General features: G+C 64.0%; 11 protein-coding genes. 6 read left to right on the forward strand and 5 right to left on the reverse strand.

Annotated elements, in window-relative coordinates:
• The first annotated feature begins 6 nt into the window (after positions 1 to 6).
• Entirely contained in the window at positions 7 to 1884 is a 1878-nt protein-coding gene (locus tag AC2A04_RS11130; RefSeq protein ID WP_484212412.1) for an ABC-F family ATP-binding cassette domain-containing protein, read from the forward strand.
• Positions 1885 to 1893: 9 nt separating this feature from the next.
• Here AC2A04_RS11130 and AC2A04_RS11135 read toward each other — a convergent pair whose 3' ends face one another.
• Genes AC2A04_RS11135 through AC2A04_RS11145 form a run of 3 tightly spaced genes read right to left on the reverse strand, consistent with a single transcriptional unit; the run spans position 1894 to position 5751 of the window.
• Complete coding sequence (locus tag AC2A04_RS11135; protein WP_484212675.1) at positions 1894 to 4221, reverse strand: xanthine dehydrogenase family protein molybdopterin-binding subunit; 2328 nt, start codon at positions 4219 to 4221, stop codon at positions 1894 to 1896.
• Positions 4222 to 4226: 5 nt separating this feature from the next.
• Positions 4227 to 4754 (reverse strand): (2Fe-2S)-binding protein, encoded by a 528-nt coding sequence (locus AC2A04_RS11140; RefSeq protein WP_484212413.1) that lies wholly within the window; start codon positions 4752 to 4754, stop codon positions 4227 to 4229.
• A 19-nt stretch (positions 4755 to 4773) separates the two neighbouring features.
• Positions 4774 to 5751, reverse strand: a complete 978-nt coding sequence (locus AC2A04_RS11145; RefSeq protein ID WP_484212414.1) for an aldo/keto reductase — start codon at positions 5749 to 5751, stop codon at positions 4774 to 4776.
• A 108-nt stretch (positions 5752 to 5859) separates the two neighbouring features.
• Between AC2A04_RS11145 and AC2A04_RS11150 the strand changes: the two genes are divergently transcribed.
• Together AC2A04_RS11150 and AC2A04_RS11155 are read left to right on the forward strand one after the other, a co-directional pair.
• Positions 5860 to 6777 carry a LysR family transcriptional regulator gene (locus AC2A04_RS11150; protein ID WP_484212415.1) on the forward strand — a complete coding sequence of 306 codons (918 nt, stop codon included), beginning with the start codon at positions 5860 to 5862 and terminating at the stop codon, positions 6775 to 6777.
• Positions 6778 to 6899: 122 nt separating this feature from the next.
• Positions 6900 to 8099: an MFS transporter gene (locus AC2A04_RS11155; protein WP_484212416.1), complete on the forward strand. Its 1200-nt coding sequence runs from the start codon at positions 6900 to 6902 to the stop codon at positions 8097 to 8099.
• On the opposite strand, the gene AC2A04_RS11160 is transcribed toward AC2A04_RS11155, so the two are convergent.
• Together AC2A04_RS11160 and AC2A04_RS11165 are read right to left on the reverse strand one after the other, a co-directional pair.
• Positions 8100 to 8459 carry a hypothetical protein gene (locus tag AC2A04_RS11160; RefSeq protein WP_484212417.1) on the reverse strand — a complete coding sequence of 120 codons (360 nt, stop codon included), beginning with the start codon at positions 8457 to 8459 and terminating at the stop codon, positions 8100 to 8102.
• A 62-nt stretch (positions 8460 to 8521) separates the two neighbouring features.
• Positions 8522 to 9040 (reverse strand): Rid family hydrolase, encoded by a 519-nt coding sequence (locus AC2A04_RS11165; protein WP_484212418.1) that lies wholly within the window; start codon positions 9038 to 9040, stop codon positions 8522 to 8524.
• Positions 9041 to 9306: 266 nt separating this feature from the next.
• On the opposite strand from AC2A04_RS11165, the gene AC2A04_RS11170 reads away from it, so the two are divergent.
• The 3 genes from AC2A04_RS11170 (at position 9307) to AC2A04_RS11180 (ending at position 14378) form a co-directional block, all read left to right on the forward strand.
• A complete protein-coding gene (locus tag AC2A04_RS11170; RefSeq protein ID WP_484212419.1) occupies positions 9307 to 11832 on the forward strand; it encodes a TonB-dependent receptor plug domain-containing protein in 2526 nt (841 codons plus the stop codon).
• 103 nt (positions 11833 to 11935) lie between these two features.
• A complete protein-coding gene (locus AC2A04_RS11175) occupies positions 11936 to 13900 on the forward strand; it encodes a sulfotransferase (RefSeq protein WP_484212420.1) in 1965 nt (654 codons plus the stop codon).
• Positions 13901 to 13925: 25 nt separating this feature from the next.
• Complete coding sequence (locus tag AC2A04_RS11180; protein WP_484212421.1) at positions 13926 to 14378, forward strand: c-type cytochrome; 453 nt, start codon at positions 13926 to 13928, stop codon at positions 14376 to 14378.
• The last annotated feature ends 35 nt before the right edge of the window (positions 14379 to 14413 follow it).

A 14413-nucleotide genomic window follows, 5' to 3' on the forward strand; every position in this document is an offset into this window, starting at 1 on the left:
GCGCCCATGCTTACGATCAACGGTATCACCGTGCGCCTTGGCGGGCGCGACATCCTGTCCCGTGCCTCGGTGGCGGTACCGCCGCGCGCCAAGGTTGGGCTGATTGGCCGCAACGGCGCCGGCAAGTCCACGCTGGTGAAGGCGATCATCGGCGAAATCGAACCCGACGAGGGTTCGGTCGAGATGCCGCGTCGCACGAAACTGGGCTACATCGCGCAAGAGGCGCCGAGCGGGGACAAGACGCCGTTCGATACGGTGGTCGAATCCGATGTCGAGCGGACGCAACTGCTCGAAGAGGCCGAGACCTGCACCGATCCCGATCGTCTTGGCGACGTGCACGAGCGCCTGCTGGCGATCGATGCCTACAGCGCCCCTGCCCGCGCCGCGCGCATCCTGATCGGTCTCGGATTCGACGAAGAGATGCAGGCGCGTCCGCTCGACAGCTTCTCGGGCGGTTGGAAGATGCGCGTGGCACTGGCTTCGCTGCTGTTTTCCGCGCCCGACGTGATGCTGCTCGACGAACCATCGAACCACCTCGACCTCGAAGCGACGCTGTGGCTGGAGAACTTCCTCAAGTCGTATCCCGGCACGCTGATCGTGATCAGCCACGAGCGCGACCTGCTCAACAACGTGGTCGACCACATCGTCCACCTCCACGCGGGCAAGCTGACGCTCTATCCTGGCGGCTACGACAGCTTCGAGCGGCAGCGCAACGAGCGTCTTGCCCAGCAGGCCGCCGCGCGCGCCGCGCAGGAAGCGCAGGCCGACCGCCTCAAGGAATACATCGCCAAGAACAGCGCGCGTGCATCGACCGCCAAGCAGGCGCAGTCACGCGCCAAGATGCTGGCAAAGATGCAGCCGATCGCGGCGATGGTCGAAGACCCGACGCTCAGCTTCGACTTCCCTGATCCCGACGAATTGCGCCCGCCGCTCATCACGCTGGATCTGGCGGCGGTCGGCTACACGCCCGGCGCGCCGATCCTGACGCGGCTCAACCTGCGCATCGATCCCGATGACCGGATCGCGTTGCTGGGCCGAAACGGCAACGGCAAGACCACGCTTGCGCGCCTGCTTGCCGCGCAGCTTGCGCCGATGGATGGCGCGATGCAGGCCACCGGCAAGATGCAGGTCGGCTACTTCACCCAGTATCAGGTGGAGGAACTGGCGGGCGCATCGACCCCGCTCGAACTGATGACCCGCGCGATGGACGGCAAGACCCCGGCTGCGGTACGTGCACAACTCGGCCGCTTCGGCTTCTCCGGCCATCGCGCCACCGCGCAAGTCGGAACGCTTTCGGGCGGCGAGCGCGCGCGTCTTGCGCTGGCACTGGTGACGCGCGATGCGCCGCATCTGCTGGTGCTCGACGAACCGACCAACCACCTCGACATCGATGCGCGCGAAGCGCTGGTGCAGGCGCTCAATTCCTACAAGGGCGCGGTGATCCTGATCAGCCACGACCGCCACATGGTGGAACTGACCGCCGACCGGCTCGTGTTGGTCGATGGCGGAACGGCCAAGCCCTACGACGGCAGCATCGAGGACTACATCGACTTTATCCTCGGCCGAAACCAGCCCAAGCCGACGCAGTCTGCGCAAGGGCAGTCAAAGGACAAGGGCAACGCGCCGGACCGCAAGGCTCGCGCCATGGCGCGCGACGAGTTCAAGGCGCTGAAGAAGAAGCAGGCCGAAGCTGAAAAGCGCGTGAGCACATTGCAGGCCGAGATCGCGCAGATCGACCGCGCGATGTTCGAGCCCGCGAGCGCCGCGCCCGCTTTTGCCAAACTGACCATGAGCGAACTGGCCCAGCGCCGGGGCACACTCGCCCGCGAGCTGGAACAGGCCGAAGAAGCCTGGCTGCTGGCGGGCGAGGCGCTGGAGGCCTAGGATCAGGACCTAGGCCAGGGCTGCCTTCACGTACTCCGGACGCAACGGCAGTCGGCGAACCGGCTTGCCGGTTGCGTCCATGACAGCAGCGGCGATGGCCGGGGCAGCAAGCGCGTTCGCGCTCTCCGACCCCTGCCCGTATTCGCCCTTGCCGCCATTGTCGGCGATGATGACGCGTAGTTCCGGCATCTCGGCCATGGTCAGGATCGGATAGCCCGACCAGTCCGCCGAGGTCACGGCGCCTTCGTCGAACGCGACCTCCTCGTGTAGCGCCTGGCTGACGCCCATCAGGCAACCGGCCTGGATCTGGCGGCGCAATTGCAGCGGGTTGATGACGATTCCGACATCGGCCACGATCGTTACGCGCTCGACCTTCACTTCGCCTGTATCGGGATCGACCGCCACATGCGCGGCGCAGGCCCAATAGCCCTGATCGCGCAACATGATCGACACGCCCTGCCCCTTGACCGTGCCCTTGCCCGTCGCTCGGGCACCCGGCGCGGGAGAAGGCCTCGTGGTCCAGCCGGATTCCGCGCGGAGGCGTTCGAGGATCGGCTTGAAACGCGGCTCGCTCACATGCTCGAGGCGGAACTGGAGCGGGTCCTTGCCCGCCAGCATGGCCGCTTCGCTTAAAGCCATTTCGCGCGGGAAGTTCTGCTGGAACTGGATCGGCGTGCGCATCGAATGGTCGCGCAGGCCCACGGCGAGCGGCGACTCCTTCTGGCCGATCTGCAAGGTGGTCAGCGCGCGCTCGCGCACCGCGCCGATCGTGGCATAGACCCAGTCATCGTTCATGCCGGCAAGGGCGTTCTGGAAGCCGTCCTTCGTTTCGACCGATGGCGCGTCGATCACGGGCAATCCGGCAAGGATGGCTCCGACCAATCGGTCATCCTGCATCGGCAATCCGCGATGGTCGGCCTGATAGCCGGCAATCCGCCCGTCGGCGTCGAGCGCGACTGTTATGTCCGCCGCCGCCGCCGAAGACTGGCTCGACCACTGCATGTCGTCGGCACGCATCCACTGCACGCGCACCGGACGGCCCAGTTCACGCGAGAGCAACGCTGCCTCGTCCTCGCTCCCGGCGCTGCCGCCGTTGGAACGACCATAATGGCCCGAGCCCGGATACGTGCGGACGACGACCTTGTCTTCAGTCGTGCCGAGCATCTTTGCCGTCATGCGACGCAAGTGCTGTGCATTCTGGCTGAGCGTGTGAAGCGTGACCGACCCATCCGGGCGATAGTCGGCAAGCGTCACCATCGGGCTGATCGGGGCGTGCTTGAAATAGGGCATGAAGTAAGTGCCCTTGTGCACCTTTTCCCCTTTCACCGTCGCCGGATCGCCCTTGTTCTTTTCACCGTCCTTGACTGGAAGCGTGGTCCAGTCGACCTTGGCGTTGAAGTGCTCGGCCAGCTTTTCGTGGCCCGGAAGCCCCTTCCATTCGCTCCACTGCGTCTCGGCGGCGACGGCCTGCGCGGCTTGGACCGCTTCCCATTCATCGGGAGAAACAACCGCGAGCAGGTTGGCAATGCGCACGAGGCGCGCGCCGGGGAACTGGGTCGCATCGAGCTTGCCCGGCTTGACAAGCGTCGAGCCGAGCGTGGCAGGATGGATCGTGCGGGCATGGAGCATGCCGGGGAGCTTCACGTCGCCCACCCAGACCGTCTCGCCCGCCACCTTTGGCCTGATCGAGGGGTTCATCACCGGCTTGCCGATGATCGTGTAGTCGGCGAACGGTTTCATCGGCGGTTCGCCCTTGACGAAGTAGCCGAGCGGGCTGGTGAGATCGCCCTGCACTTCGACCGTCAGCTTCAGGTCTTCGCCCCGCACCAGATCGGCGTAGCTGGCCGACTTACCACCGCCCGCAATCACCCCGTCCTTGACGGTGAGCTGCGCGAGCGGAACGCCGAGCTTCCTGGACGCCAGTTCAAGCGCGGCTTCGCGCATCATCGCGGCGACCTTGCGCATGTTCTGGCCATAGCGCAGCAGCCCGAACGTGCCGCCGCCATCGGGCGTGCGATCGGTATCGCCCGATACCACCGTGGTCATGGCCGAAAGCGGAACGCATAATTCCTCGGCGACGATCTGGCGATAGGCAGTGTAGATGCTGCTCTGGCCGAAGTCGCACTTGCCAGTGCGGATCAGGACGTTGCCATCGGCGTGAATCTCGATCCAGCTGGCGTAGCTTGCGGCCGGCAGATTGCCGGTCGCCGCCGTTGCCCGGCCTGCCGGAAGCGAGAGCGCCGCAACCAGAGCGCCGCCGGTGGCGATAAAGCCGCGACGGCTGACACCCGTAAGCTTCGCGCCGTGTATGGTCATGTCATAGGCGGTGTCGATCATGGTGCTCACTTTGCGCCTCCTTCAGCCATGAGGCGTGCGGCGCGGTGCGCACCTTCGAGGATGGCGGCGTAGCTGCCGCAACGGCACAGATGCGGCGAAGGGCCGGAGGTGGTGAGCGCCTCCTTGATGTCGGCATCGGTCGGCTTGGGATTGGCTTCGAGCAGTTCGGTGACCTTGATCATCATGCCGAACTGGCAGATCCCGCACTGGGGCACCTGCTCTGCATCCCAGGCTTCCTGCACCGGGTGCAGCTTGCCCTTCATCTGTTCGGGTGAAAGCCCCTGCCTTGCCGCCCAGCGCGCGGGCAACCCATCGACAGTGGTGACTTCCTTGCCCTCGATCGAGGCGACCGGCGTCACGCAAGCGCGCATTTCCTCGCCATCGACCAGCACGGAACAGGCCCCGCACTGGGCCATGCCGCAGCCGAACTTGGGCGTCATCACATCGAGTTCGTTGCGCAGGACATAGAGCAGCGGCGTTTCGGGCGCTGCCTTCACGTCACGCATCGCGCCATTGACCTTGAGTTTTGTCACCACGTTTCCCCCGTACCGCTCAACGACCGACGCGTGCAGCCAGCGCTGCCGGATAGCGATCGCCGCTGACTGTAAAACCATCAAGGATTCCCGCGATTTCCGCAAGGTCCGCTTGTGTCAGGTTGACCATCGCGGCGGCTGTATTTTCCGTGAGCCGCGAAAGCTTGGTCGTGCCCGGTATCGGAACGATCCAGGGCTTCTGCGCCATGACCCAGGCCAAGGCGACTTGCGCGTTCGAAGCGCCAAGGCGGTTTGCAATCTGTCCGATGCGCTCGACCAGATGATGATTCGCGGCGCGATTGTCCGCCGAGAAGCGCGGGACGATGTTGCGGAAGTCGTCGGGCGAGAGCTGAGTCTCGGTGGTGATCGCGCCGGTCAGGAAGCCCTTGCCGAGCGGGCTGAACGGCACGAACCCTATGGCCAGTTCCTCCAGAAGCGGCAGGATTTCCGCCTCGGGTGCGCGCCACCACATCGAGTATTCGCTCTGCAGCGCCGCGACGGGCTGCACGGCATGAGCGGCTCGGATCGAATCCACGCCCGCCTCCGAAAGGCCGAAGTTACGCACCTTGCCCTCTGCGATCAGGTCCCTCACGGTTCCCGCGACGTCTTCCATCGGCACCGTGGGATCGACCCGGTGCTGGTAGAACAGGTCTACGTAATCTGTACGCAAGTGGCGCAGGCTGTTCTCGATCACGGTGCGGATGCGCGCCGGGCTGCTGTCGAGCCCCTTGGTGTTGTCGCCTTCGCGAAAGCCGAACTTGGTGGCAATGACGACCTCGTCGCGCATCGGTGCCAGCGCCTCCCCAACGATCTCCTCGTTCAGTTGGCCATAGGCTTCGGCTGTATCGAAGAACGTCACGCCCATGTCGAATGCGGCACGGATCAATGCGATGGCGTCGCCGCGATCCTGCGCCGGACCATAGCCAAACGTCAGGCCCATGCAGCCAAAGCCCAATGCTGAAACTTCAAGGCCTTGGCCCAGGGTGCGCTTGTCCATGCCGATAACTCCGTGCCGAAACCCTTTCGGCTGACCAGCTTTCTACGCCATCGCCCTCTTATTGATTATCCGCTAAGATCGGCATGAACTGATATTGGATTTTCATCAATGGCCAAGAACGAACTCGGTGATCTCGCTGCTTTTGCCGTCGTGGCCGAGGAACGCAGTTTCACCCGGGCAGCCTCGCGTCTCGGCACGTCGCAGTCCTCGCTCAGCCACACTGTGCGCAGGCTGGAAGAGTCACTTGGCCTCAAGCTGCTGTCACGAACGACGCGCAGCGTCGGGCTGACCGAGGCTGGCGCACAGCTACTGGATACGCTCGCCCCGGCACTCGATGAAATCCGCACGCGTCTGGCCGATCTCAGCCGCTTGCGCGAAAGTCCTTCGGGATCCGTCCGGATCACCTGCAGCGATCATGCGGCACAGACAGTGCTGTGGCCAGCGGTCGAGGCGGTCATGGCGCGTTATCCCGACATCAGCGTGGAGTTGTCGATCGACGGCGCACTGACCAATATCGTCGCGGACCGCTTCGATGCGGGCGTACGCCTGGGCGAGCAGGTGGAACGGGACATGATCGCGGTGCGGATCGGGCCGGACCTGCGCATGCTGGTAGTTGGATCGCCGGAATACTTTGCCAAGGCCGGGACGCCGCTCACCCCGCGTGACCTGACCGGGCACGATTGCATCAACATGCGCATGGCAACCAAGGGCGATCTTTATGCCTGGGAATTCGAGAAGGGTGGCCATGCCCTGCGTGTCCGCGTCAACGGCCGGCTGACGGTGAACAATGCCGACATGGCGGTGCGCGCGGCCGTGGCAGGGCAAGGCCTTGCCTACGCAATGATGGACAGGATCGAGGACAAGCTCGCGTCGGGCGTGCTCGTGGCGGTGCTGCAGGACTGGAGTCCGCCGTTTGCGGGGCATCACCTTTACTATCCCGACCGCCACAACCTGTCGCCCGCGTTCCGGGTGCTGCTCGACGAGTTGAAAGAGCGTCTGGCGGCGACAAATCGAGCGCGCCGATAGGTCTGGCCCGACGCTATCGATTGGACGCTCCGGGCAATCGCCTGCACCGAGGCTGCAACCGGTTGCGAAAGGTGGCACAAGCGCCGCTGCGACAGTCCGGACCCGTGGAGAGCGAGCACCCGATGACGAAGCACCGTACCCCGAGTTTCATGACCGGCATATCGCTGCTGCTGCCGATCACGCTGACGACGATGGCAATCGTCCTGCTCGCGCCGGTCCTGCCGCAGTTGATGGTCGAGTTCTCGGGCGTTCCCAATCACGAATATCTCGTGCCGATGGTCCTCACCCTGCCCGCCTTGTGCGTGGCGATCCTGTGCCCGTTCGCGGGCATTCTGGGCGATTACTTCGGTCGCCGACGCCTGCTGCTGGCCTCATTCGTGATCTACGCCGTGGTCGGCGTCGCGCCCGTCTTTCTCACCGGGATCGTGCCCATTCTGGTTTCGCGCATCGGCGTCGGCATTGCCGAAGCCCTGATCTATGTCCTGTCGACCACGATGATCGCCGACTACTACAAGGGCGCGGCGCGCGATCGCTGGCTGGCGGGGCAGACTGCGTTTGCCTCGGTTTCAGCGCTGGTGTTCTTCAACCTCGGTGGCGCGCTTGGCGAAGCGGGATGGCGTGCGCCGTTCTGGGTCTATGCCTCGGCCCTGGTCATGTTTGCGCTTGTGTTGCGCTTCACCTGGGAGCCTGCCGGAGATGACGGGCCCGACGACGAGGCTGCCGCCGCGCCGCACAACCTGAGCTGGGCCGCGTTCCCGTGGAGCCGCATGGCGCTGATCGCGGCGATCACGATCTACGGCTCGATCTTCTTCTACACCGTGCAGATCCAGGCATCGAGCGGCCTCGCCGTGCTCGGCCTGACCAGCGCCGCGCGCATCGGATTCCTGACTTCGGTGGCAAGCATCGGGGTCCCGCTTGGCACGTTCATCTACTCACGTGTCGGACGCCTCGGTGTGGGCAAGCTGCTGCTTTGCGAATTCGCGCTTCTGGCGACCGGGTTCCTGACGATGGGCAGCAGCGGCAGCGTAACCGGTTTCCTCGTCGGCTGCTTCGTCAACCAACTCGGCGCAGGCCTGTTGCTGCCGACCCTGCTGGTTTGGGCGATGAGCATTCTCCCGTTCGAAGTGCGCAGCCGCGGCACCGGTTTCTGGCAGTCTGCCTTCGCCCTTGGCCAATGGCTGAGCCCGGTAGTTGTCACGTTCCTCTCGCTGCGCAGCGGTGGGCTGATGCGGGGTTTCCAGATGCTCGGCTATCTCGCAGCGGCAGGTGCCGTAGTGGCAATCATCGCCGCTGGTTCACGGCGAGTCGCCAGCCGATCCTGATCAGGCGGCTGCAAGGTCCGGGAATTCGACGCCAACGCCATGGGCTTCGCTGAGCAGGTCGACAACCTCGTCGGCCAGCGGGCGCGCAAACTCCAGCCCGGCTTCGCTATCGCTGGCCCAACGCAGCCAGCAGGTCATGCGAATGCGTCCGCCGATCAGGACGAGCAGCGGCGCTCCGATTCCCGGCGTCCCCGTCAGCCCCGCCACGCGGCAGCCATGCGTCGAGATGTCGAGCAGAGCGGCGCCCTGCCCTGCCGGAGCGAGCGCCGGATTGATGATCTCCGGCATGGTGCGACGATCGCTCGAACGCCGGCCCTGCAACCGCGCGATGGGCGCGACCTCCGAGGTGTTCCTGTCCATCTACGTAGTGTGCACGAGGATGGGTTAAGGTTGCGTTTGCAACGGGCTGACGGGGCGGGCTGCTACTTCTTCTTAGCCGCGATCGCTTCGATCTCGATCAGGAAATAGGGCCCTGCCAGAGCCGCCACCTGAAAGGTCGAACGTGCAACAGTCGTAGGGTTCTCGGCCGTCTTGAAAAACTGCTTGAAGCCTTCGTTCGCACCGGCAAAGTCCATCTTCCCAAGCTTCGGATCGGCGGCGACGAACAGGGTCAGCTTGATCAGGTCGGCCATCGTGTAGCCACGGCTTTCGAGCAGAGCCTTGATCTTGGTCAGCACGCTGATCGTCTGGGTCTTCGTATCGCCCAGATCCTCGATTGCCTTGACCTCGGCAAAGGTCTTGGCCGGGTCCACCGGCGAGGCAAGCTGGCCCGACAGGAACATCATGTCCGTACCCGCCTTGACGTCCGCAGCGTCGAGAATCAGGGCCTGCGGGTTCGATTGCAGCTTGGTCACCTGCGCATGGGCACCTGCCGTCGTGGCCAGCAGGGCCGCCGTTCCGAGGGCAAGCGAGACAGTCTTCGAGCGGACGTTGAGACGCATGGCAGTTCCTTAAGCGTGGCAGATGGGCAACGGGTGCGCATCGATTGCAACCGCTATCCAGCATAAGCGCTCACTCCGCACCCGAGCTACGTCAATCGGCGTATGGGCGCGCGCGTCACAATACTGCCTTTGTCGGGGGCGTTGTCCGGGGCCACCCGGCAGTGAATGAAAAATGAGGGTTGCAAGTCCAGTCAGACGGGCCGGTCAGCAAAGCAGCCCCGCCGCATGAGGGTGTGGAAGGCGACACGATCTTAGGGGGTCAATGTATGTCGCCGAAGTCCAGAATTCTAATCGCCACTCTTCTCGCCTCGGCGAGCCTTCCCACCGTTGTCATGGCGCAGGAAGTGCCCGCAGCCGAAGAAGCGCCTTCCGATATCATCGTCACCGGTACGCGCGTGACCGGCATGCGTGCTGCAGACAGCGCCGCCCCGGTCCAAGTCGTCGGCACACAGGCCATGGCCGCCGTCGGCCAGCAGGACCTGACCCAGGTCCTTGCGCAAAGCCTGCCTTCGCTCAACTTCCAGGCGACCGGTGGCGATACCGCCAACCTTACCCTGACGGCGGCTCTGCGCGGCCTTTCGCCCAACGACACGCTGGTGCTGGTCAATGGCAAGCGCCGCCATTTCACTGCCAACCTCGCCGTGCTGGGCGGTTCGCCCTATTCAGGTGCGGCCACGACCGATCTCAGCTTCATTCCGACCAATGCCATCGGTCGCATCGAAATTCTGCAGGATGGTGCCGCCGCCCAGTATGGTTCGGACGCCATTGCCGGCGTGGTCAACATCATCCTCAAGGAAAATTCCTCGGGCGGAATGTTCACGATCAACGGGGGCCAGTTCTACAAGGGTGACGGCGATTCCATCGCAACGGCCGCAAACTTCGGCTTCAAGATCGGCGACCGCGGCTTCGTGAACGTGACCGGCGAATACAAGTATGCCGACAACACCCAGCGCGGGACCTGCGATCGCCGCTATTTCACGCCGACCTGCGAAGTGCGCACCGACATCAATCCGATTGATGCAGCTGGCGTGAAGATCAATCCCTTCTCCCCGCGCGTCAATCCGATCAACGGCAATGCCCGCTATTCGCTCTACAATGCCACCTTGAACGCCGGCTATGACCTGACCGACGACGTCCAGGCTTATGCTTTCGGCAGCTACGGCAACCGCACCGCCTATGCCTACCAGAACTATCGCCGTGCAACCCGCGTCACGGGCGTTACCAGCACCGGCACCACGGTCTATCCCTTCCCCGGCGGCTTCAATCCGCAGGAAAACATCCGCGAGGAAGATTTCTCGCTGACCGGCGGCCTCAAGGGCGATGCCGATGGCTGGGCCTGGGACTTGGCGGTGACTTACGGCAAGGATTCGGTCGACCTCTACACCGTCACCTCTGTCAACCCGGCGCTCTACGCCGATCTCCAGTCGCTCAATCCGACGCTCATCACGCCGCAGACCGATTTCTACGACGGCAACCTGAGCAATTCGGAATGGGCCGTTGAAGCAGGCGTGACCAAGGACTTCGAGGCGGGCCTCGCCAAGCCGATCACGCTGGCTTTCGGCGGACAGTACCGCAAGGATACCTACGCCATCTCGCCGGGTGAGCCTGCATCGTACTACAAGGGCGGCGCACAGGCCTATCCTGGCTTTGCACCGACCGATGCGGGCACCAACGGGCGCAAGGCCTATGCCGGTTACATCGACATAGCCGCCGATCCGGTCGAAGGCCTGCATCTCGACCTCGCCGGACGCTACGAACACTACAGCGATTTCGGAGATGTCTGGACCGGCAAGGCAACCGCCCGCTACGACTTCAGCCCCGATTTCGGTCTGCGCGGCACGGTGTCGAACGGTTTCCGCGCTCCGACGCTGGCTGAATCGTACTATTCGTCGGTCAATGTCGGCCCCGGCACGATTTTCGGGCAATTCCCGCCCAACTCGCCAGCATCCAAGGCGCTGGGCTTCGGCAATCTTCAGCCTGAAAAGTCGATGAACTACTCGGTCGGTTTCGTCTCGCACCCGTTGCCGGGCCTGCAGCTCACAGTCGATGCCTACCAGATCACTCTGAAGAAGCGCATCGTTCCTTCGGCCGCGATCTTCGGCTTCGACAGCACGTTCGGCATCGTCTCGCAGGCGATCATGGATGCGCTGGTGGCACGCGGTGTCGATACCACCGACGCCACGTCCTATGCCGGCATCAACATCTTCACCAACGGTGCCGATACGCGCACCCGCGGCGTGGAAGCGACGATGGACTACACGTCCGACTTCGGTGATGCGGGCAAGGTCAACTGGACGCTCGGCTTCAACTACAACACGACGAAGCTGCTGAAGGTCTATGCGCTTCCGGCACAGGTGACCAATGTCGCCTACGGCCAGACAGCGCTGCTCGACCTCAATTCGCGTGATGCGCTGACCCGCTCGACTCCCAAGGTCAAGGTCATCGCCAACGCGCTCTGGAACGTCGGCGACTTCTCGATCAACCTGCGCGAAACGCTCTACGGCACCGCCGCGCAGTGGAACAGCTACAGTGGCAGCGGCACCGGTGCCGGGGCAACCGAGTTCAAGATCGGCACGACCCTGATCACCGACCTCAACGTGGGCTACAAGCTGACGTCGTTCATGCGCTTCGATCTGGGCGCCAACAATCTGCTGAACAAGAAGGCACCGACCGTCCCGACCGTGGGCGGACGTCCGGCAAATGGCGGCAACGTCTTCGATTCAGCCATGACGTTCACACCGTGGGGTATCAACGGCGGTTACTACTACGCCCGCGCCACCTTCACGTTCTGATGAACAAAGTCCGCAAGGTCCCGGTTGCCGTCCTCTCTCTCCGCAACCGGGGCTTTGCGGCACGTTTTACGTATATGTCCATGACAGCTGGTCGCGCACACCCATGATGATCATGACAAAGGACCCGCTTGAACAGGCTGCCGCGGCGCTGGCAAGTGATCCGGCGCGGGCCGAGGCGATCGCCCGCAGCATCGTCTCGCGCGCCCCGTCCGATCCGCGCCCCCGGCTAATCCTGGCCTCAGCGCTGCGAAGGCTGGATCGACCGGTCGAAGCGATCGCACTTCTCAACGACCTTGCACGCGCCTGGCCCAAAGCGGCGCGCACCCGCTACGAGCTCGGCCTCAGTCTCTGCGCTGCGGGACGCGGACGAGAAGGCGACCGGCAACTCGACGAAGCCGTCCGCCTCGATCCCGGACATGGCGAGACCTGGGCGGCGATCGAGCAGCGTGCCTTTGCAAGCGGGGATCAAATCCGCGAGCTGCGCGCCAAGGCAGCGCTCGCGCGCATCTCCGCAGGCCATCCGGACCTCGGTCGCGCTGCCGAACTCGTCGTGCTCGGGCACCATGATGAGGCTGAACCCATCCTTCAGCGCTTCTGCCTTGCCGACACCCGCAACGCCGAGGCCTTTCGTCTGACGGCCGCCTGCCATGTCGCACGGCATTCGTTGCAATCGGCCGAGACGCTTCTGCGCCACGCACTGGCACTGGCTCCCTCGGCAAATCGCATCCGCTTCGACCTTGCCCACGCGCTTTATGCCGCGCGGAAGGCGGGACGTGCGATGCAGGAACTCGCGCCCCTGCTCGAGACCGATCCTTCGAACCTTGCCTATCGCAATCTGCAGGCGGCATGCCTTGCCCTGCTGGGCGACGACGAAGGCGCAGAGGCCATTCACGCCGAACTGGTTGCGGCCTTCCCGGCTAACGCCGCCATTGCCATCAACCATGGTCATGCTGCCCGCACTGCCGGGATGCGTGACACAGCCATCGCCGCCTACCGCCGTGCCGCGGCGCTTGCTCCGCAATCAGGCGAGGCGTGGTGGAGCCTTGCGAACCTCAAGGTCGGCGCGCTTACCGCTGCCGACGAAGCGGAAATGTTGCGCCAGCGCGTCCTGCTGCTGCCCGAGGGCGATCGGATGCATCTCGAATATGCGCTGGGCCGGCGTTTCGAGGATGCCGGCGATGCTGCCGGTGCGTTTGCCCATTACGAAACGGGAGCGGCGCTTGCCCGCAGACGTTTTCTGATTGCGGAACGCGACTACGCCGCAGAGGCAGCCCACTTGCAACAGGGCTTTACCGCCCAGTTCCTTGCCGAGCGCGACGGCATGGGAGCGACCGATGACTCTCCGATCTTTATTGTGGGCCTGCCGCGCTCAGGATCGACGCTGGTTGAACAGATTCTCGCCAGCCATCCCGCCATCGAAGGTACGATGGAACTGCCCTACATCGGCCTGATCGCCGACCGCATCGAACGCGAAGGTGGTGCGCAGCGGCTCGCCGGTGCGACGGCCGCCGAACTGCGCGGTTGGGGTGAGGAATACCTGGCACTCGCACAAGTCCACCGCCGGCTCGGGCGGGCCCGCTTCATCGACAAGATGCCCAACAACTTTCGGCACATCGGGCTGATCCGCCTGATCCTGCCCAGGGCGCGCATCATCGACGTGCGGCGCCATCCGATGGCGGCCTGCTTTTCCGCCTTCAAGCAGCTCTTTGCCGAAGGGCAGGAGTACTCCTACGCGCAAGCGGATCTGGCAGCATACTACCGCCATTACCTCGCAATCGTGAGGCACTTCGGCAGCATCCGCCCGGGCGCGGTTCATACGGTGATCTACGAGGATCTCGTCGATCGGACCGAGCCTGAAATACGTGCGCTGCTTGAGGCTGTTGGCGTCGATTTCGATCCTGCGACCTTGCGCTTCTTCGAAAACGATCGCGCCGTGCGCACGGTAAGTTCCGAGCAGGTACGCCAGCCGATCTACCGCTCGGGCCTCGATCATTGGCGCAAGTTCGAGCCGTTTCTCGGACCACTGGCGCAGACGCTGGGGCCAGACCTTGAGAGCTGGCGCCAATGACATTTCCCGCAAGCAAGAGAGCACCATGAAAAAGATAACCGGGCAAGCACTCTGCCTCTTTGTTTCTGCGACCATCGCCGCAGGTGCCATCGTTGCTTCCCCCGGCATTGCGCAGGATCGGCCCGGTCCTGGTGCCGACGTCGAAGTCCCCAGCGAGGGCAAGGAAATCTACGAACAGATCTGTCAGGCCTGCCACATGGCCGATGCCAAGGGCGGCGGCGAATACGGCGCGATGATCCCTGCGCTGGCCGGTAATGCCAACCTTGCCGACAAGGACTACCCGATCATCATCCTGCTCAAGGGCCGCGGCGGCATGCCCTGGTTCACCGACATTCTCGACAAGAAGCAAATGGCGTCGGTCCTCACTTACGTTCGTGGCCATTTCAACGATTACCAGGATCCGGTCACCGTAGCCGATATCGAGCGCATCGGCTCGGCGAACCCGCCGGTACCTGAGTGCGGCACCTGCGGCCACTGACGGCAGCGCAAGGACAGTTCCTACCCGACCACGAG

This window comes from Novosphingobium sp. HNCC26DJ243 (assembly GCF_057180545.1).

What these genes read in the sequence shown, in the direction of transcription:
- AC2A04_RS11135 (WP_484212675.1), bottom strand. Translation starts at nt 4,221, where the DNA reads ATGATCGACACCGCCTATGACATGACCATACACGGCGCGAAGCTTACG.
- AC2A04_RS11155 (WP_484212416.1), top strand. Translation starts at nt 6,900, where the DNA reads ATGACGAAGCACCGTACCCCGAGTTTCATGACCGGCATATCGCTGCTG.
- AC2A04_RS11160 (WP_484212417.1), bottom strand. Translation starts at nt 8,459, where the DNA reads ATGGACAGGAACACCTCGGAGGTCGCGCCCATCGCGCGGTTGCAGGGC.
- AC2A04_RS11175 (WP_484212420.1), top strand. Translation starts at nt 11,936, where the DNA reads ATGATGATCATGACAAAGGACCCGCTTGAACAGGCTGCCGCGGCGCTG.
- AC2A04_RS11165 (WP_484212418.1), bottom strand. Translation starts at nt 9,040, where the DNA reads ATGCGTCTCAACGTCCGCTCGAAGACTGTCTCGCTTGCCCTCGGAACG.
- AC2A04_RS11180 (WP_484212421.1), top strand. Translation starts at nt 13,926, where the DNA reads ATGAAAAAGATAACCGGGCAAGCACTCTGCCTCTTTGTTTCTGCGACC.
- AC2A04_RS11145 (WP_484212414.1), bottom strand. Translation starts at nt 5,751, where the DNA reads ATGGACAAGCGCACCCTGGGCCAAGGCCTTGAAGTTTCAGCATTGGGC.
- AC2A04_RS11130 (WP_484212412.1), top strand. Translation starts at nt 7, where the DNA reads ATGCTTACGATCAACGGTATCACCGTGCGCCTTGGCGGGCGCGACATC.
- AC2A04_RS11150 (WP_484212415.1), top strand. Translation starts at nt 5,860, where the DNA reads ATGGCCAAGAACGAACTCGGTGATCTCGCTGCTTTTGCCGTCGTGGCC.
- AC2A04_RS11170 (WP_484212419.1), top strand. Translation starts at nt 9,307, where the DNA reads ATGTCGCCGAAGTCCAGAATTCTAATCGCCACTCTTCTCGCCTCGGCG.